The sequence below is a fragment of the Ruegeria sp. CDSA079 genome (assembly GCF_059612245.1).
The window spans coordinates 66,935-83,422 of record NZ_JBXWQF010000006.1 but is presented as its reverse complement, the minus strand read 5'-3'; the positions used below and the strand labels follow the sequence as shown (position 1 = coordinate 83,422).

Below are 16,488 nucleotides of genomic sequence, written 5' to 3'. Positions count from 1 at the left end.
GGAGCCCGCCCATGCGTTTCGCCCATCGTCACCTTCTTGGCATCGAGCATCTGTCCCAATCCGATATCACCGAAATTCTGGATCTGGCCGAAACCTATGTCGCCATGAACCGCCAGTCGACCAAGCATTCCGATGTGCTATCGGGGCTGACCCAGATCAACATGTTCTTTGAAAACTCGACCCGGACACAGGCCAGTTTCGAACTGGCGGGGAAACGTCTGGGTGCGGATGTGATGAACATGGCAATGCAGGCCAGCTCGATCAAAAAGGGTGAAACCCTGATCGACACTGCAATGACATTAAACGCGATGCATCCTGATCTGCTGGTGGTCCGGCACCCCCATTCGGGTGCGGTCGATCTGCTGGCGCAAAAGGTCAATTGCGCCGTTCTGAACGCGGGTGACGGCAAACATGAACACCCCACGCAGGCCCTGCTGGACGCCTTGACCATCCGTCGCGCCAAAGGCCGTCTGCATCGGCTGAACATCGCCATTTGCGGCGATGTTGCGCATTCCCGCGTTGCCCGTTCTAATCTGATCCTGCTGGGCAAGATGGAAAACCGCATTCGCCTAATCGGCCCACCCACGCTGGTACCGTCACAGTTCGCTGAGTTCGGGGCCGAGATTTATGATGACATGAACGAGGGTCTGAAGGACGTTGACGTTGTCATGATGCTGCGTCTTCAGAAAGAGCGGATGGATGGCGGGTTCATCCCCTCGGAACGCGAATACTATCACCGCTATGGTCTGGATGCCGCGAAGCTGGCACAGGCCAAGCCAGACGCCATCGTCATGCATCCCGGCCCGATGAACCGGGGGGTTGAGATCGACGGCACGCTGGCCGACGACATCAACCGTTCGGTTATTCAAGAACAGGTGGAAATGGGCGTGGCCGTCCGCATGGCAGCGATGGACCTGCTGGCCCGCAACCTGCGAGAGGCCGCATGAGAGATCTGACCGTCGCCCCCCATGAGCGCGGCGTGATCCGCCTGTTTGCGCTGGACATGCGCCCGGAAGAGGCAAAGTTCCTGCGCGAACCGGGTGCCGCCGATCAGGTACTTGGGGTTGACGGGCTGGACCCTGACCACATCGATATTTTCCCGGTGTCCGACCTCGAGGACCTTGGGCTTTATGGCTACCTGACCGAAGGGTGCGGCGTGTCCGCAGATCAGTTGGACCGGGACGCTCTGGCCGCAATCGAAGGCTGGGTCATGATCCTGCGCAGCGCTGCTTTCAAAGAGCGCCCCGCAACGCTGAGGCTGGACCCCCGTCTCCGCTTGATCGGCCTGTTCACGGAAGAGACCACAAACTGGACCGGAGGGGCCATCGAAACCGAAAGCGCCAAACCCTTCTCGGGCCCGCAAGCTACCCCAACGAATGACCAACCCCGCCGTATCGGGTCAGCCATTCTGGCACTTGTAGCGCTTTTGGTCCTTGGAGGCATCATATGGCTAATTCTGTGATCTTCGCCCCGGACAAAGGGTCCTATATCCGCACCAACGCGTGGCTGGCCGCTGTGGCCATGGCCGGTGCCATGCTCGTTCTGTGGCTGTTCGGAAATCCTTACATTTGGACAGGCGCCCCTGCAGGTCTGGTCGCCATTGGCATCCGCGCAGGGTATCTGGCCTCGGAAGAGTTGGTTGCCAACTGGGAGATGTCAGACACCACCCTGACCGGCCCTGGCCCGCGCAAGGTGCCGCTGAACCAGATCGAGAAGATCAACACCATGGGCAGCTTTGTCCAGATCGTCACCAAGAGCGGCGACAAGCATCTAATCAAGTATCAGGCGGACCCGGTGGCCACCAAAGCCGCAATCGAAAGGGGTGTTCGATGAGCGAGAAAACAGAATGGTGGCGGGCTCGCATCCCGGATGGCGAAAACGTATTATGGGTCGGAAGACCGGATCAGGGGTATTTCCCCCCTCGTCTGGCCCTGCTGTATTTCGTCACGATTGGTTTGTTGATCGGTATCTGGATCACCAGCCCATGGCTTGTGGAAACGACCAGAGGGCTGTGGAAGATTCTGTTTGTCACATTCGGATTTGCATTTTTCCTGTGGGCCGACCGCTTTCTTCGCACTCAACGTGTGTATGTAGTAGCCACATATTACGCGCAGCAAATCAACAAGATAGGAAAATCCAAAAAACTGGAGATCAATCAGTTCCTGAATTTTTCCGTTACCCGGAGGCGTTTGTCGTTTGACCGTCATCCTTTCTTTTCTTTCGACCATCTTTCCGATCCCGACGACGCTCTGAAAGCACTGGAGCAAGCCCGCGAGGCCTTAAAATGACTGCTGTTCTCTTCACCAATGCCCGCTTGATCGATCCCGAAGGCGGAACAGACACAACCGGGTGGCTACAGGTATCCAACGGTCGGATCGTTGCACGTGGAGAGGGCAACGATCCGGATTCTGACCAGCAGATTGTGGATTGTGGTGGCAAGTGTCTGGCACCGGGCATCATCGATATCGGCGTCAAGGTCTGCGAACCCGGTGAGCGCCACAAGGAAAGTTACAAATCGGCTGGTCTTGCCGCTGCGGCCGGAGGTGTGACCACCATCGTTACGCGCCCTGACACCAGCCCCGCCATCGATACGCCGGAAACACTGGAATTCGTCACCCGCCGGGCACAAGCCGACACGCCGGTCAATATGCTGCCGATGGCCGCTCTGACCAAGGGGCGTGAAGGGCGTGAGATGACCGAAATCGGATTCCTGCAGGACGCGGGCGCTGTTGCCTTTACCGATTGCGATCATGTCATCACGAATACCAAGGTGTTTTCCCGTGCGCTGACCTATGCAAAATCCTGCGATGCGTTGGTGATCGCCCACCCTCAGGAACCGGGACTCAGCGCCGGTGCGGCTGCAACCAGCGGCAAATTCGCAGCCCTACGCGGCCTGCCGGCCGTGTCGCCAATGGCGGAACGTATGGGCCTGGACCGCGACATTGCTTTACTGGAGATGACCGGGGCAGCCTACCACGCCGACCAGATCACCACTGCCCGCGCCCTCCCCGCGCTGGAACGGGCCAAGCGCAATGGGCTGGATATCACCGCTGGCACCTCGATACACCATCTGACTTTGAACGAACTGGACGTGGCCGATTATCGTACCTTCTTCAAGGTCAAGCCACCGCTGCGGTCCGAGGAAGACCGGCAGGCGGTGATCGAGGCTGTGCGATCCGGTCTGATCGACATCATCAGCTCGATGCACACCCCTCAGGACGAAGAAAGTAAGCGATTGCCATTTGAAGAGGCGGCCTCGGGTGCCGTGGCCTTGGAAACGCTGCTGCCCGCCGCGTTGCGCCTCTATCATGCAGCTCAACTAGACCTGCCAACCCTGTTCCGGGCCATGGCGCTCAATCCCGCAAAACGGTTGGGGCTGGACAGCGGCCGCCTGTCCGATGGCGCCCCGGCAGATCTGGTTCTGTTCGACCCGGATGTGCCATTTGTGCTTGATCGGTTTGCGCTAAAATCAAAATCACAGAACACGCCATTTGACGGCCAGCGGATGCAAGGTAAGGTCATTTCGACCTATGTGGCAGGTAAAGAAGTGTTCCGGAGTTCCTGATGCCCCCGATCGACAACTCGACCAGCGAACTGCTCCAATGGGCGGTGGTTGGATATCTAATGGGCTCCATTCCCTTTGGCCTGATCCTGGCTAAGATCATGGGTCTGGGCAATCTGCGCGAGATCGGGTCCGGCAATATCGGGGCCACGAATGTGCTGCGTACCGGCAATAAGGCCGCTGCGGCCCTGACTCTGCTCTTTGACGCCGCCAAGGGGGCTGTGGCAGTTCTGGTTGCGCGCGCCTATGCGGGCGAAGATGCAGCCCAAATTGCGGCCCTTATGGCCTTTCTGGGCCATTGCTTTCCGATTTGGCTTGGCTTCAAGGGCGGCAAAGGTGTGGCAACCTTTCTGGGGCTCTGGCTAGCGCTGGATTGGCGCGTTGGTGTGGCCTGCTGCCTGAGCTGGTTGGTCGCGGCAGCGATCTGGCGGATTTCTTCGGTCGGCGCACTGGCCGCGGCTGCACTGTCGACGACCTGGGTGCTGGTGCTCACAAACGGATCGACCTTTATCCTTGGGATCATCCTAACGCTTCTGATCTATTGGCGTCACGGCTCGAATGTGGCGCGGATCAAGGCCGGAACGGAACCGAAAATCGGGAAACCGTGACAGCCACCGACGCATTTCTGGCCGCGTTTCTTGCACTGCCAGAGGGCAGTTTCATCGGTACTTCGCACGGTCGAAGCTATGTTGTTGTGGGTCAAAGCATGGCGGGTGGCAGATCGCACAAGCTGGTGGCCCATGAACGCGGCGGTCCTGATTATATCAGCCTGAACCTGTACCAGACACGCAAAAGCGGCACTTTGCTGCGGCCCTGTGAAATGCCCGCCAGTAAAGTCATCGCGTTTGTGCTGGATCTTGTGCCTGACGCAATCAGCTAACTCTGCATTTTTGAACAGTACATCTTTGCTGCTGCACAATCACAATTCATTGTTTTGAACGTGATCACCTCATTTCCCAGATCGCTTTCGTGACGGTCAATTACGGGCTGCACAGGACAACAACCGGGGCCTGCGCTCTCACTCTGACGAGGCTCCATTCACGAAAGGTGAAGCAATGAACACTTTTAAATCTCTGATCGGCGGCGTCGCCCTGTCTGTCGCGCTGGCAACTTCGACCCTGGCCGCAGGCGTGGAAATCAACGCAAGCTCGACTGGTCTGGCGATGCAGGGCTATGATCCGGTTGCCTATTTCACCGCTGGCGAAGCAACCAAGGGCGACTATCGCATCACCACACTGCACAACGACGCGATGTACCGTTTCTCGTCGGAAGAAAACAAAGCTGCCTTCGAAGCCAACCCGGAAGCGTACTTGCCTGCCTACGGCGGTTACTGTGCCTTCGGTACAGCCATGGGCTTCAAGTTTGATGGCGACCCGAACCACTGGAAAATCGTTGACAACAGGCTGTACCTGAATCTGTCGCAAGACATCCAGGAACGCTGGGAAGGCGACATCCCGGGCTTCATCGAAAGCGCAAGCGCAAACTGGGATGACATTTCTGACAAGACCCCCGCGGAACTGCAAGAGCAATAATCCGCTGAAAATATCAGGCGTGTCGGCGGCGGAATGTTCCGCCGCCGCATGTCGTTTGAAGATCCCTCATCTCTTCCTACCTTTTCAGTATCAAATGCGCCCTGGTTTTTGAGGACGTCGACGTTTCCCAACAGTCAGAAACGTAGGGGTGCACATTTTGAATGATCCGACGCCCCACCAGGATCGTATCCACCTTCATAAGTGAGCAATGTCTCACTGGAGCAGAGCGATAACCGAAAGGATATGAGATGACATTGAAGAAACTGGCTCTCATCACGACCGCAGCGACCGTTGTTGCAGGATCGGCCATGGCGCAATCCTCGGGCAACTGGACAGGGTTCTATGGCGGTCTGCAACTGGGTTACGCCGACGTGGACACCAACGTGGCCGGCGTCGACGGCGACGGCGTAATCGGCGGTATTATCCTGGGCTATGACTATGATCTGGGTGACTGGGTTGTCGGTGGTGGTTTCGACTATGACTGGTCCGACGTGGATCTGTCTGGTGCCGCTACGGTTGAAGATGTCTGGCGTTTGAAGGCTCGCGCAGGATACAAGGTGAATCCGCAAGGTCTGCTTTATGGAATTGCCGGGTATGCTGAAGCAGGAACAGACACTCTTGGCAGCGACGATGGCTGGTTCATTGGCGCAGGCTACGAGCAGATCGTGGCTCCTAATGTGAGCATCGGTGGAGAGTTGCTTTACCACGAATTCAGTAATTTCAATGCAAGCGGCGTCGATGTTGACGCAACAACACTACAAATCCGGGCCGCTTATCGGTTCTGACGCTCATCGATTGAGCAGATTGGACCCGGCTTTTCAGCCGGGTCGCTTTTCAGGTGTGCAATATTGTGCTGCCGGTTGTCTGCCGGGCCTCAAGGGCACGATGCGCATCAGCAACTTGATCAAGCGCAAAGCGTTGATCCACATGGATCTTGACCTCTCCTCCTTCAACCTTACCGAAGAGACGGCGCGCCATCGCCTGGCACACCGTATGATCCGCGATATGTGTGAACAGAGTGGGGCGTGTGATCTTAAGCGATCCTTTCTGGCCCAGAACACCGATGTTGAAAGGTGGCACCGGACCTGAGGCATTGCCGAACGAAATCATCATGCCCAGCGGTTTCAGACAATCCAGCGACCCTTCGAATGTGTCCGCCCCGACAGAATCCATCACCACGTCCACGCCCTGCCCTTTGGTGATCTCAGCCACACGCTCGGCAAAATCCTCGGTTCGGTAATTGATGCAATGCGCTGCGCCATTGAACCGGGCCAGACTGCATTTATCATCCGTTCCTGCCGTCCCAATCAGGGTGATCCCTTCGGATTTTGCCCATTGGCAGGCAATCAGCCCTACTCCGCCTGCTGCTGCGTGAAATAGGACCGTATCCCCGCGCTTCAGCGGAGTGGTCCTGTGAAACAGGTATTCCACGGTCAAACCCTTCAGCATCATCGCCGCAGCGGCTTGAAACGTGATGTCATCTGGCAGCGGGCAAACCTGCGCCGCTGGCATCACACGTGCCTCGCAATAGGCCCCCGGCGGCGCAGAGGCATAAGCGGCCCGCTGCCCCGGTTGCAGATGTGTAACCCCTTCTCCCACAGCTTCCACAACACCCGCTGCCTCCATGCCCAAAGCATGAGGAAGATCGAGCGGGTACAAACCAGTGCGTTGATATACATCGATAAAATTCAAACCGCAGGCTTCGTGTCGAATACGGATTTCGCCCGGTCCGGGGTCGCTCAGTGACCTGTCTTCGATCCGCAGAACTTCGGGCCCGCCGAACTTATGAATTACAACCGTTTTCGCTGTTTGCTGCATCCTGACCTCCTCTTGCCTGCCCTCAAGCTAACATGACTGCGATACAGGGCAATCCGTCCGGTGCCACAGTATTGATCGGGATTCCGCGAAACTGTGCTATAATGTCGCCAGGCGTTGCCGACTGGTCCGGCCACGGGCAACTTGGTGCCGGATCCGCCCCGCGGCGCAGTTTTCGCCAGGGAAGGGGAGCAAAATGGCCAAAACAATCGGAAATCCGATCAGCTGGACCGCCCGAAATCTGGGGGCGGCCGGTGATCATGTTACTGAAAGCGTCTCGCGCCTGGGCAGCGAGGATGCCAAAGAGCTGCCGATGGTGCAGACCTTGACGCTGCAAGACCTTCGCGCCTGTCTGCGCGCGGGGTATAACGACTTTATCGAAACCCGGGCGGATGCTGTGTTCATCATCCTCATCTACCCGATCGCCGGGCTTTTGATGTTCGGGTTTGCCCTGAATATGAACTTGGTGCCTCTTTTGGCCCCTCTGGTCGCGGGCTTTGCCCTGATCGGACCTGTCGCCGCTGTGGGCTTGTACGAGATCAGCCGCAAACGCGAGCAGGGCAAACCTGTGCATTGGTTGGACGCGTTCGGCGTGTTCAGATCACCATCTTTCGGCGCAATTCTTGTGCTGGGGTTCTATCTGGTCATGCTACTGTTGGTCTGGCTGATGGTCGCACAGACCATTCACACCTACATTATGGGTCCTGACATACCGGCAACACTTGGCGCTTTCGCCGAGCAGGTATTCACCACCGCTGCTGGATGGACGATGATTGCCGTAGGAACCGCAGTGGGCTTTGTGTTTGCTCTTTGCGCACTGGCGGTCAGCGTTGTCAGCTTTCCTTTGTTGCTGGACCGCAAAGTGGGGCTGCCGGTGGCGGTTGTGACTTCGTTTCGCGTTCTGCGTCAGAACCCTGGCGTCATCCTGAGCTGGGGGTTCGTCGTGGCCGCCCTTCTGTTTCTGGGCGCCCTGCCGATGCTGTTGGGTCTGATCGTGGTGATGCCGATTCTGGGTCACGCCACATGGCATCTGTACCGCCGTGCCGTGGCGTGAAGACGCGGGACAAGCCCGCGCATTCAATACTTAGCCCGCAACGTTGAGGACGATCTTGCCGATATGGCCAGAGCTTTCCATGCGTGCATGGGCAGCAGCAGCCTCGGCCAGATCAAATTCGCTATCCATAACGGGCGCGACCTTTCCTGCCTCCAACAGAGGCCAAACGGCCTCGCGCAGGTCCTGCGCAATCCGGGCCTTAGCCAAATCGCTCTGCGGGCGCAGGGTGCTGCCGGTCAAGGTCAGACGTTTGACCATCATCAGGGCAAAGTTCAGCTCGACCACCGGTCCTTGCAGGAAAGCAATCTGAACCAGACGCCCATCCTCAACCAGCGCCTTGACGTTGCGCGGTATGTAATCGCCGCCCACCATATCAAGGATCAGGTTCGCACCGCCCTCGGCACGCATGGCTGCCACGAAATCCTCATCGCGATAATTGATTGCTTTCTCTGCGCCCAGCTTGACGCAAGCCTCACATTTCTCGTCCGACCCTGCCGTCGCAAAAACGCGTGCACCAAAGGCATTGGCCAATTGGATTGCCGTTGTACCGATCCCGCTGGAGCCGCCATGGACCAGAAACCGCTCGCCCGCCTTCAGACCACCACGCGTGAACACGTTGGACCAGACAGTAAAAAAGGTCTCGGGCAGGCAAGCCGCTTCTTTCAGCCCCATGCCCGCAGGGACCGGCAGGCAATGAGTGGCGGGCGTAGCCACGTATTCGGCATAGCCTCCGCCCGGCAGCAACGCACAAACCTGATCGCCGACCGACAGCCCTTCGACCCCCGCACCGACCGAGACCACCTCTCCTGACGCCTCAAGCCCCGGAAGGTCGCTAGCACCCGGCGGCGGATCATAGGCCCCTGCGCGCTGCAGCGCATCAGGACGGTTCACCCCGGCATAGGCCACTTTCAACACCACCTGTCCTTCACCCGGTTTGGGAACAGGACGCTCGGTCAGTTGCAATACATCCGGACCACCCGATTCGGTGATCTCAACAGCGCGCATCATCTGGGTCATAGGCACCTCCTTTGCGCAATGCCTAGCAGGCATCAGGGCCAAGGCCCAGCAACAAGGCGCGCTACTTTCGGGGGTTCAACATGCCAGGAAGATCGGCTCGCATTTTCACGGGCGCTTTCACCTGACCCGCCAGCCAGTTCGGAACCGCTAGAAACGGCTTCAAGACCGGATTGTCGCGCACCTGTGCCTTGAGCTTCTCGAACTCCATGACATTTGCGATTCGACGATCCAGAAATTCCCACGTCAGCTGATGGTCGGGGCTATCATCGCCCAGCCAGAACAACAAAGTCGAGGAATAGACACCCGACAGTGTGGCCCGTTTCGTGTACCAGTTCACGTCATCCGAAGTATCGCCCAGCGTGTCCCAGATCAGATCGCAGGTCTGCCAAACAGCCTTGGCACCGTCTGCCGCATGGGTTGGCAGGGAAAACAGCGTCATACCGCGGCGCACCAGCTCCTTGTCCTCGACCGCCTGCAACCGGAACCGAACCGCAGCAGCAATCTTGTCGCGGAATTTCAATCCGCTCAGGTCTTCGGACTTGATACGGTCCAGCATCGCTTGATCGCCGCGCGCATGATAGGCCAGTGCCAGATCAACCGCCCCACGTGGACAAATCGCGCGGGCCAAACCGTCATCCAGGCTACAGTCGGAAATGGAAGCGCGAAAACTGGTTTCCGACCAGCCATCGAAGGGAACATGGATCAGCATCGCATCCAAAAGCTGCTGTTTTGCATCTTCATATGTGGTCGTCATGGCAGTTCTCCGGTTGTCGGGCCCAGTACTAGACAAGATACACCGGCTTTGCTATACGGCCAATTCCTGCAATTTCCTTGCAACTCTATCTAGAAAGGTGGTGACAACCACATGCAGGTTAGTGTTCGCGACAATAACGTCGATCAGGCGCTTCGTGCCCTGAAGAAAAAGCTGCAGCGCGAAGGCGTGTTCCGCGAAATGAAGCTCAAGCAACATTTCGAGAAACCGTCCGAGAAAAAAGCGCGCGAGAAAGCTGAAGCGATCCGCCGTGCCCGTAAACTGGCACGTAAGAAAGCACAGCGCGAAGGTTTGCTCTAAAACCTCACTCGTCCAGCTTTGGATGACACTATTTGACGACCCCCGAGGCATCGCCCGGGGGTTTGTCGTTTCAGGGCTCGGATTTAATCCGCCGACTCGTCCTGTTGGGTGTGCGACAAGCCGCCATTTCAACACCAGCAACATTTTGCCCGGCATTTTACAGCGCAGCGAATCCCGTATTGGTAGCATCGTCCCGCCAGAATTCGCCTAAAACTTCAGCACCCCTATCTGATCTCTACAAGCCGCATGTAACTGGCCTCGTCCAATCAGACGACACCAAAAAACGGAGGCTACCATGTCGACTGCAAGTTCAATCGAGCAAGAAATGCTGACACTTATCAATGCTGAGCGTACCGCTCGCGGTCTAAACACGCTACAGCTGGAAACCCAGTTGAATGACTCGTCCGAAGATCACAGTACGTGGATGCTGAACACAGACACGTTCAGTCACACGGGTTCGGGCGGTTCCAGCGCGACACAGCGGATGGAGGCGGCAGGCCTTGATCTGGAAGGCAACTGGCGTACTGGCGAAAACATTGCCTGGCAATCGGAACGCGGCGCACCCGGCATCAGCGATGACGTCGCCCAGTTGCATCAGAACCTGATGAACAGCCCGGGACACCGCGCGAATATTCTGAACCCCGACTTCGAGTACATCGGCATCGGTATTGAAACCGGCGACATGCAAGGTTTCGACGCGGTAATGGTCACTCAGAACTTTGCTGCAACCGACGCAGCCGTGATGTTGGACAACGGCAACACTCCAGTTCCGCCTGTACCAACACCCCCCACTGAAGAGGTTGTCGAACCGGAAGAACCGGGAACCGAAACGCCAGACACCGATGTCGCAGAGCCGGAAGAACCCGGAACCGAAACACCTGACACCGATGTCGCGGAACCGGAAGAGCCCGGAACCGAAACGCCAGACACCGATGTCGCGGAACCGGAAGAGCCCGGAACCGAAACACCTGACACCGATGTCGCGGAACCGGAAGAGCCCGGAACCGAAACGCCTGACACCGATGTCGCAGAGCCGGAAGAACCCGGAACCGAAACGCCAGACACCGACGTCGCAGAGCCGGAAGAACCCGGAACCGAAACGCCAGACACCGACGTCGCGGAACCGGAAGAACCCGGAACCGAAACGCCAGACACCGATGTCGCAGAACCGGAAGAACTGGATAGCGGATGTTTCGACCTAGCTGCCTTCCGCGCCGAATTGGAGGCGTTCATAGAAGAGCTTCAGACGCGCTTCGATGAATTCGACTGGGAAGAAGAGGACATGGTTCCAACCGATCCCGCCGAAGACGACATGGATGTTGTTGTGGTCGAAGACACAGGCCCGGTCGAAGAAACCGTCGATGCCTGCCCTGTCGCAGCAGAAGAAGACACCGGTGACACCTACGTGTTCAACTTTTACGATTTTGGCTGCATGATGGAAGCGGCCTGACAAAATTCCGGATCGGGGCAGATACACTGCCCCGATCCATTGCCTTCAGTAAACCTTTGGCACGTATAGCTCATCTGGCAGAACACGGCGCTCGTATTCCGGGTTATACCGGCGATCAGGCAGATTGACCTTTTCCTGCGGCACATCCGTGTAGGGAACCTTGGTCAAAAGGTGCTCGATACAGTTCAGCCGCTCGCGCTTTTTGTCATTGCCTTCGACAATGTACCAAGGGGCTTCGGGAATATTGGTTCGGAAAAGCATATCCTCTTTCGCTTTGGTATAGGACTCCCAGCGGATGCGGGATTCCAGATCCATCGGCGACAGCTTCCACTGTTTCATCGGGTCGTGAATACGCATGAGGAATCGCAATTGCTGCTCTTCATCGGTGATCGAGAACCAGTATTTCAGCAGAATAATCCCTGATCGTACCAGCATCCGTTCGAATTCGGGAACGTCCTGAAAGAACTGTTCGACCTGATCCTCGGACGCAAAGCCCATCACCCGTTCGACCCCGGCGCGGTTGTACCATGACCGGTCGAACAACACGATTTCACCCGCTGCGGGCAGATGCGGCACGTAACGCTGGAAATACCACTGACTCTGTTCGCGGCGGCTGGGTGCCGGCAAGGCGACCACGCGCGCGACACGCGGGTTCAGGCGCTGGGTGATCCGCTTGATCACGCCCCCCTTGCCTGCGCTGTCACGGCCTTCGAACAGAATACAGACCTTGGCCCCTGTATGCTGAACCCAGTCCTGAACCCTGATCAGTTCAGCCTGCAGCCGCAGCAGATTGCGGAAATAGACCTTGCGATCCAGCATATCCGGGTGTTGTTCCCGATAGATCTTCCTTACTTCCATAGAAAGCATCGGCTCGCTGAATTCGATCTCGAAATCTTCGTCCAGCGTGTCTTCCAGTTCGGCTTCAAGCCAGTCTTTGGTGCCACCGTTGTTTTCGTAAGCCAAGGTCAGCTCCTTTTTCAGTCATCGGGTTCGAACCATATCGGGCCTGTGTAACCGCCTGATGTCATCAGATAAATTGATGCAAAGGCGATAACGCCCGCAGCTGCCAAAACGTCCGCAAATCCAGACAGGCACGGGTACATGGTCTTTCCCTAAATGTGAACGCCCGGCCCAGAGGATACAAGCGTAAGATTTGACGCAAGGCAGCATCCTAGCGCGCGCGTTCTGTTGAATGCTTGCATTGCCTCGATTTTGTGCGGCAAGACTGTCTGGACCTACAGGATACATGGCCCGTGACATTCTTTCTCTCTTTGTTGCCAGCAACATGGCCTTGGCTGATCCTGATTGCAGCTCAAGTGACCGCTCTTTTGGGGCGCACAGCCATTGCGTTGTCCCTGCTGGTTCTGTTTGCAAGCATTGCCGCGGCAACCGGACTGATGACGCCTGTGGCAGTCGCAGCTGTGGTCTGTGGGCTGGCCGGAGCCGCCTTGCTGCCGCATCTGAAAAGTGGGGTTGCACTTGTCGGACATACGCTTTTGATCCTGTGGTGTCTGGCCATGGGGGCGCATCTTCTGCCCGGATTTCAAAACCTGAAAGTGCTGGATCAGGTGCAGGCTGGTGCTGGTAGCGTCGGTTTCACACTGCACCTGAATCTGGACAAACCGATGGTCTTCTTCGCCGTTCTACTGGCGTGGCCCGGGATGCTTCATTGCGCGATTCAGTCAAAGACTGGTCCTTTGGTCGCAGGGCTTCTGCTATTACCCGGGCTGTTTCTTTTGTGTCTTGCCCTCGGCGCGGTACAGCCAGAGTTTTCGATCCCGCCCTGGTGGCTGATCTTTGTCCTGTCCAACCTGTTTCTGACCTGCCTCACAGAAGAAGCCTTCTTTCGCGGATACCTACAGTCCGCCATCGCGTCACGTTTGGGCGCCGTGGGTGGAGTGGTTACGGCCAGTTTGCTGTTCGGACTGGCCCATTTCGCCGGAGGTCCGGCACTGGTGGTCTTTGCCTCCATCCTCGGGTTGGCGTGTGGATTGGGGTATTATGCAACCCAAAGGCTTTGGGTGCCTGTTGCGATGCATTTCGGCTTCAATCTGGTGCATCTGTTGTTTTTCACCTATCCCGGCCCCGCCTGAAGATCAGACCGGCAAAGCGGTGGTCTTGAACACAGTACGCAAAGCAAATGAGCTTTGCATCTGCGCCACCCCGGGCAATCGCGACAGGTATTGCCGGTGGATACGGGCAAAATCCTCAGTGTTTTCCGCCACCACCTTCAGGATATAGTCCGCCGTCCCGGCCATCAGGTGACATTCCAATACGTCAGGAATGCGCGCCACTGCTTTTTCAAACGAATCCAAAACCTCCTCGGCCTGACCTTGCAGCGTGATCTCGACAAAGACCGTTGTTGGCACGTTCATTTTGCGCGCATCCAGCAGTGCTACGTAGTTGCGGATAAACCCATCAACCTCAAGACGCTGTACCCGCCGATGGCAGGCAGATGGGGACAGGTTGACCTGTTCCGACAATTCCGAATTCGACATCCGGCCGTTTTTCTGAAGCGCCGCCAGAATCTTTCTATCAGTCGTATCCAAGCCCATTGGCGCAAGTCCTTTGCAAATTTTTCGTAGTTTACAGGAAATTCTTCCAAAGAAAATTCAGAAGGCACGTTTTCTTTCACAGAAATTGCGCCGCAAACTGCACATAATTTAGGCAGTTTATGAACGGAGAACCCCATGAAAATCGGTTGCCCCAAGGAAATCAAACCTCAGGAATTCCGCGTCGGTATGACGCCTAACGCCGCTCAGGAAGCGGTTGCACGTGGTCACGAAGTGCTGATCGAAACCGGTGCAGGCATTGGTGCCGGTTTCGACAATGACGCCTATGTCGCAGCAGGCGCGCGCATCATCGACACCGCGGAAGAAGTGTTCGCCACAGCTGACATGATCGTAAAGGTCAAAGAACCTCAGGCTGGTGAACGCAAGATGCTGCGCGAAGGCCAATTGCTGTTCACCTATCTGCACCTGGCACCCGACCCGGATCAAACCCATGACCTACTGGAATCCGGTTGTACCGCAATTGCGTATGAAACCGTGACCGACTCCAACGGCGGTCTGCCGCTGCTGGCGCCGATGTCAGAAGTTGCGGGCCGTCTGGCTCCTCAGGTCGGTTCGTGGACTCTGCAGAAGGCCAATGGCGGCCGCGGCGTCCTGATGGGCGGCGTTCCCGGTGTGGGCCCGGCCAAAGTCATCGTGATCGGCGGCGGCGTCGTTGGTACGCACGCAGCCAAGATCGCTGCCGGTATGGGTGCTGACGTCACCGTTCTGGACCGCTCTCTGCCGCGCCTGCGTTATCTGGACGACGTGTTCGGCGGACAATTCAAGAACCAATACTCGACTGCCGGTGCCACCGCTGAGCTGATTCAGGACGCCGACATGGTCATTGGTGCGGTCCTGATCCCGGGCGCTGCTGCTCCGAAGCTGATCTCGCGCGAGCAGCTGTCGACCATGAAGCCTGGCGCGGCTCTGGTAGACGTTGCAATCGACCAGGGCGGCTGCTTCGAAACCTCGAAAGCCACCACGCACGCCGATCCGGTTTACGAAGTGGACGGCATCATGCACTACTGTGTTGCGAACATGCCCGGCGCGGTTGCGCGCACGTCCACTATCGCATTGGGCAACGCGACCATGCCGTTCATGTTGTCGCTGGCAAGCAAGGGCTGGAAACAGGCCTGTAAGGACGACGCACACCTTCTGGCAGGTCTGAATGTCCACGCCGGCAAGCTGACTTACGAAGCGGTCGGTGCTGCCCTCAACATCGATGTGGTCGACCCGACAACGCTGCTTAACTAAGAGCGTTCCAGCCTCTGACTGCGCCTTTCTCTCGGGGCACCTTACAGACCAAATCACAGCGTCGCGCCCCAAGCGCGGCGCTTTTTTTGGCTCAACCTCGGCTCACAAAAAAAGGCACCGCGCATTGCGCGGTGCCTGACCCAAAGGGAGGAGGGCATTTCCAATGCCCGATCGACGGGCGGGAGCCGTCACCCCTGTTTCTGAATTTCCACCGAATGGGGATAAGGGATCGAGATATTCTTGTCGTCAAAGGCTTCCTTGATCGCTTTGGTAATCTCGAATTTGACGTCCCAATAATCAGCCGCATCGCACCAAAGCCGCGCAGTCAGATCCACTGAACTGTCACCAAGGTTCGTAACCCGGACCCATGGTTCAGGATCACCGTGAATACGGCTGTCAGCTTTGGCCACATCCAAAATGATCTGCATGGCCTTGTCGGCGCTGTCGCCATAGTCAATGCCGAACACCAGATCGACACGTCGCGTGTCATGCGCCGAGTAGTTGGTGATGATCGAACCCCACGACTGACCGTTGGGAACAATGATCTGTACGTTATCAGGAGTTACCAACTCGGTGGTAAACAGATTCAGGTCTTTAACGGTCCCGGCCGTGCCGCCAATATCCACATATTGACCCAGCTTGTAGGGCCGGAAGACAACCAGCATGACCCCGGCCGCCAAATCGCTGAGCGTGCCCTGTAGCGCCAGACCAATGGCCAGTGACGCGGCACCCAGAATGGCGACGATACTGGTGGCTTCGATCCCGAAAATTCCCAGTACGGCGACCAGCACCATGGCCAGAATGACCCACTTGACGAGGCTCGCCACAAAATTCCCGAGTGTGGGATCGATATGCGGAGTCGAGTTGATCCGGCGGCGCACCATGCCACCGATTGCCCCAGCGACAATCCAACCCAGAATCAGAACGACAAGCGCCTTGACTGCATTTATGATCAGCGGGGCATATGCTCCCACCTGTGTTACGACCTCATCCACGCCCATCTCCTTTCAACAGCAAGAAACCCGCGAAGTTTTCGCGGGGGTCGGCAAATTGTGATCCAAGTTTACCTCCAGGTCTAGGTGCGAGTTTTTGCGGTTTTCCCCGTTGTTCATCAAAAAACACGGCCTGACCGGATATGCACATTCCAAAGGGCTTACAAGATTGCGGGTTGACCCCTAAC

General features: G+C 57.2%; 20 protein-coding genes. 14 read left to right on the top strand and 6 right to left on the bottom strand.

All coding sequences use genetic code 11. The features are described 5' to 3' along the window. Window positions 1–11 precede the first annotated feature (11 nt). From AC2FJZ_RS08155 to AC2FJZ_RS08115, 9 genes are all read left to right on the top strand, one after another. Complete coding sequence (locus AC2FJZ_RS08155) at window positions 12–947, top strand: aspartate carbamoyltransferase catalytic subunit (protein WP_050604003.1); 936 nt, start codon at window positions 12–14, stop codon at window positions 945–947. Continuing rightward, window positions 944–1,462 carry a hypothetical protein gene (locus tag AC2FJZ_RS08150; protein WP_496776945.1) on the top strand — a complete coding sequence of 173 codons (519 nt, stop codon included), beginning with the start codon at window positions 944–946 and terminating at the stop codon, window positions 1,460–1,462. The genes AC2FJZ_RS08155 and AC2FJZ_RS08150 overlap by 4 nt, the downstream gene beginning before the upstream one ends. Then, on the top strand, window positions 1,447–1,833 hold the full coding sequence (locus tag AC2FJZ_RS08145; RefSeq protein ID WP_496776943.1) for a hypothetical protein: 387 nt from the start codon (window positions 1,447–1,449) through the stop codon (window positions 1,831–1,833). The genes AC2FJZ_RS08150 and AC2FJZ_RS08145 overlap by 16 nt, the downstream gene beginning before the upstream one ends. Next, window positions 1,830–2,288 carry a hypothetical protein gene (locus tag AC2FJZ_RS08140; protein WP_496776941.1) on the top strand — a complete coding sequence of 153 codons (459 nt, stop codon included), beginning with the start codon at window positions 1,830–1,832 and terminating at the stop codon, window positions 2,286–2,288. The genes AC2FJZ_RS08145 and AC2FJZ_RS08140 overlap by 4 nt, the downstream gene beginning before the upstream one ends. Next, the gene (gene pyrC, locus AC2FJZ_RS08135; RefSeq protein WP_496776940.1) at window positions 2,285–3,565 is read left to right on the top strand and encodes a dihydroorotase; all 1,281 of its coding nucleotides are present in this window, start codon (window positions 2,285–2,287) and stop codon (window positions 3,563–3,565) included. Before AC2FJZ_RS08140 ends, pyrC begins: the two co-directional genes overlap by 4 nt. Continuing rightward, entirely contained in the window at window positions 3,565–4,170 is a 606-nt protein-coding gene (gene plsY, locus AC2FJZ_RS08130) for a glycerol-3-phosphate 1-O-acyltransferase PlsY (protein WP_050603998.1), read from the top strand. The genes pyrC and plsY overlap by 1 nt, the downstream gene beginning before the upstream one ends. Continuing rightward, the gene (locus AC2FJZ_RS08125; protein WP_496776938.1) at window positions 4,167–4,442 is read left to right on the top strand and encodes a hypothetical protein; all 276 of its coding nucleotides are present in this window, start codon (window positions 4,167–4,169) and stop codon (window positions 4,440–4,442) included. Before plsY ends, AC2FJZ_RS08125 begins: the two co-directional genes overlap by 4 nt. Window positions 4,443–4,617: 175 nt before the next feature. Continuing rightward, window positions 4,618–5,094 carry a YHS domain-containing (seleno)protein gene (locus AC2FJZ_RS08120; protein WP_496776936.1) on the top strand — a complete coding sequence of 159 codons (477 nt, stop codon included), beginning with the start codon at window positions 4,618–4,620 and terminating at the stop codon, window positions 5,092–5,094. Window positions 5,095–5,342: 248 nt separating this feature from the next. Then, window positions 5,343–5,879, top strand: a complete 537-nt coding sequence (locus AC2FJZ_RS08115; RefSeq protein ID WP_050603995.1) for an outer membrane protein — start codon at window positions 5,343–5,345, stop codon at window positions 5,877–5,879. A gap of 49 nt (window positions 5,880–5,928) precedes the next feature. Here the strand turns inward: AC2FJZ_RS08115 and AC2FJZ_RS08110 are convergent, their stop codons facing one another. Beyond that, complete coding sequence (locus AC2FJZ_RS08110) at window positions 5,929–6,912, bottom strand: quinone oxidoreductase family protein (RefSeq protein WP_496776934.1); 984 nt, start codon at window positions 6,910–6,912, stop codon at window positions 5,929–5,931. A gap of 193 nt (window positions 6,913–7,105) precedes the next feature. Here AC2FJZ_RS08110 and AC2FJZ_RS08105 point away from each other — a divergent pair, with 193 nt between their 5' ends. Then, complete coding sequence (locus AC2FJZ_RS08105) at window positions 7,106–7,963, top strand: DUF2189 domain-containing protein (RefSeq protein WP_496776932.1); 858 nt, start codon at window positions 7,106–7,108, stop codon at window positions 7,961–7,963. A 30-nt stretch (window positions 7,964–7,993) separates the two neighbouring features. Here AC2FJZ_RS08105 and AC2FJZ_RS08100 read toward each other — a convergent pair whose 3' ends face one another. Together AC2FJZ_RS08100 and AC2FJZ_RS08095 are read right to left on the bottom strand one after the other, a co-directional pair. Continuing rightward, a complete protein-coding gene (locus AC2FJZ_RS08100) occupies window positions 7,994–8,980 on the bottom strand; it encodes an NAD(P)H-quinone oxidoreductase (RefSeq protein ID WP_496776930.1) in 987 nt (328 codons plus the stop codon). A gap of 61 nt (window positions 8,981–9,041) precedes the next feature. Then, window positions 9,042–9,734 carry a COQ9 family protein gene (locus AC2FJZ_RS08095; RefSeq protein WP_496668474.1) on the bottom strand — a complete coding sequence of 231 codons (693 nt, stop codon included), beginning with the start codon at window positions 9,732–9,734 and terminating at the stop codon, window positions 9,042–9,044. 111 nt (window positions 9,735–9,845) lie between these two features. Here AC2FJZ_RS08095 and rpsU point away from each other — a divergent pair, with 111 nt between their 5' ends. After that, on the top strand, window positions 9,846–10,052 hold the full coding sequence (gene rpsU / locus AC2FJZ_RS08090; RefSeq protein ID WP_005614280.1) for a 30S ribosomal protein S21: 207 nt from the start codon (window positions 9,846–9,848) through the stop codon (window positions 10,050–10,052). Window positions 10,053–10,347: 295 nt separating this feature from the next. Further along, window positions 10,348–11,502 (top strand): CAP domain-containing protein, encoded by a 1,155-nt coding sequence (locus AC2FJZ_RS08085; RefSeq protein WP_496776928.1) that lies wholly within the window; start codon window positions 10,348–10,350, stop codon window positions 11,500–11,502. A 45-nt stretch (window positions 11,503–11,547) separates the two neighbouring features. On the opposite strand, the gene ppk2 is transcribed toward AC2FJZ_RS08085, so the two are convergent. Continuing rightward, complete coding sequence (gene ppk2 / locus AC2FJZ_RS08080; RefSeq protein WP_050603989.1) at window positions 11,548–12,465, bottom strand: polyphosphate kinase 2; 918 nt, start codon at window positions 12,463–12,465, stop codon at window positions 11,548–11,550. 290 nt (window positions 12,466–12,755) lie between these two features. Between ppk2 and AC2FJZ_RS08075 the strand changes: the two genes are divergently transcribed. Then, a complete protein-coding gene (locus tag AC2FJZ_RS08075) occupies window positions 12,756–13,595 on the top strand; it encodes a CPBP family intramembrane glutamic endopeptidase (protein ID WP_496776926.1) in 840 nt (279 codons plus the stop codon). 3 nt (window positions 13,596–13,598) lie between these two features. On the opposite strand, the gene AC2FJZ_RS08070 is transcribed toward AC2FJZ_RS08075, so the two are convergent. Further along, complete coding sequence (locus AC2FJZ_RS08070) at window positions 13,599–14,057, bottom strand: Lrp/AsnC family transcriptional regulator (protein ID WP_050603987.1); 459 nt, start codon at window positions 14,055–14,057, stop codon at window positions 13,599–13,601. A gap of 135 nt (window positions 14,058–14,192) precedes the next feature. On the opposite strand from AC2FJZ_RS08070, the gene ald reads away from it, so the two are divergent. Beyond that, entirely contained in the window at window positions 14,193–15,308 is a 1,116-nt protein-coding gene (gene ald, locus AC2FJZ_RS08065) for an alanine dehydrogenase (RefSeq protein WP_496776924.1), read from the top strand. A 188-nt stretch (window positions 15,309–15,496) separates the two neighbouring features. On the opposite strand, the gene AC2FJZ_RS08060 is transcribed toward ald, so the two are convergent. Continuing rightward, entirely contained in the window at window positions 15,497–16,309 is an 813-nt protein-coding gene (locus AC2FJZ_RS08060; RefSeq protein WP_371255968.1) for a mechanosensitive ion channel family protein, read from the bottom strand. Between the last annotated feature and the right edge of the window lie 179 nt (window positions 16,310–16,488).

Coding starts and splice junctions, on each gene's coding strand:
- AC2FJZ_RS08155 (WP_050604003.1), top strand. CDS start 12: ATGCGTTTCGCCCATCGTCACCTTCTTGGCATCGAGCATCTGTCCCAA.
- AC2FJZ_RS08150 (WP_496776945.1), top strand. CDS start 944: ATGAGAGATCTGACCGTCGCCCCCCATGAGCGCGGCGTGATCCGCCTG.
- AC2FJZ_RS08145 (WP_496776943.1), top strand. CDS start 1,447: ATGGCTAATTCTGTGATCTTCGCCCCGGACAAAGGGTCCTATATCCGC.
- AC2FJZ_RS08140 (WP_496776941.1), top strand. CDS start 1,830: ATGAGCGAGAAAACAGAATGGTGGCGGGCTCGCATCCCGGATGGCGAA.
- pyrC (WP_496776940.1), top strand. CDS start 2,285: ATGACTGCTGTTCTCTTCACCAATGCCCGCTTGATCGATCCCGAAGGC.
- plsY (WP_050603998.1), top strand. CDS start 3,565: ATGCCCCCGATCGACAACTCGACCAGCGAACTGCTCCAATGGGCGGTG.
- AC2FJZ_RS08120 (WP_496776936.1), top strand. CDS start 4,618: ATGAACACTTTTAAATCTCTGATCGGCGGCGTCGCCCTGTCTGTCGCG.
- AC2FJZ_RS08115 (WP_050603995.1), top strand. CDS start 5,343: ATGACATTGAAGAAACTGGCTCTCATCACGACCGCAGCGACCGTTGTT.
- AC2FJZ_RS08110 (WP_496776934.1), bottom strand. CDS start 6,912: ATGCAGCAAACAGCGAAAACGGTTGTAATTCATAAGTTCGGCGGGCCC.
- AC2FJZ_RS08105 (WP_496776932.1), top strand. CDS start 7,106: ATGGCCAAAACAATCGGAAATCCGATCAGCTGGACCGCCCGAAATCTG.
- AC2FJZ_RS08100 (WP_496776930.1), bottom strand. CDS start 8,980: ATGACCCAGATGATGCGCGCTGTTGAGATCACCGAATCGGGTGGTCCG.
- AC2FJZ_RS08095 (WP_496668474.1), bottom strand. CDS start 9,734: ATGACGACCACATATGAAGATGCAAAACAGCAGCTTTTGGATGCGATG.
- rpsU (WP_005614280.1), top strand. CDS start 9,846: ATGCAGGTTAGTGTTCGCGACAATAACGTCGATCAGGCGCTTCGTGCC.
- AC2FJZ_RS08085 (WP_496776928.1), top strand. CDS start 10,348: ATGTCGACTGCAAGTTCAATCGAGCAAGAAATGCTGACACTTATCAAT.
- AC2FJZ_RS08070 (WP_050603987.1), bottom strand. CDS start 14,057: ATGGGCTTGGATACGACTGATAGAAAGATTCTGGCGGCGCTTCAGAAA.
- ald (WP_496776924.1), top strand. CDS start 14,193: ATGAAAATCGGTTGCCCCAAGGAAATCAAACCTCAGGAATTCCGCGTC.
- AC2FJZ_RS08060 (WP_371255968.1), bottom strand. CDS start 16,309: ATGGGCGTGGATGAGGTCGTAACACAGGTGGGAGCATATGCCCCGCTG.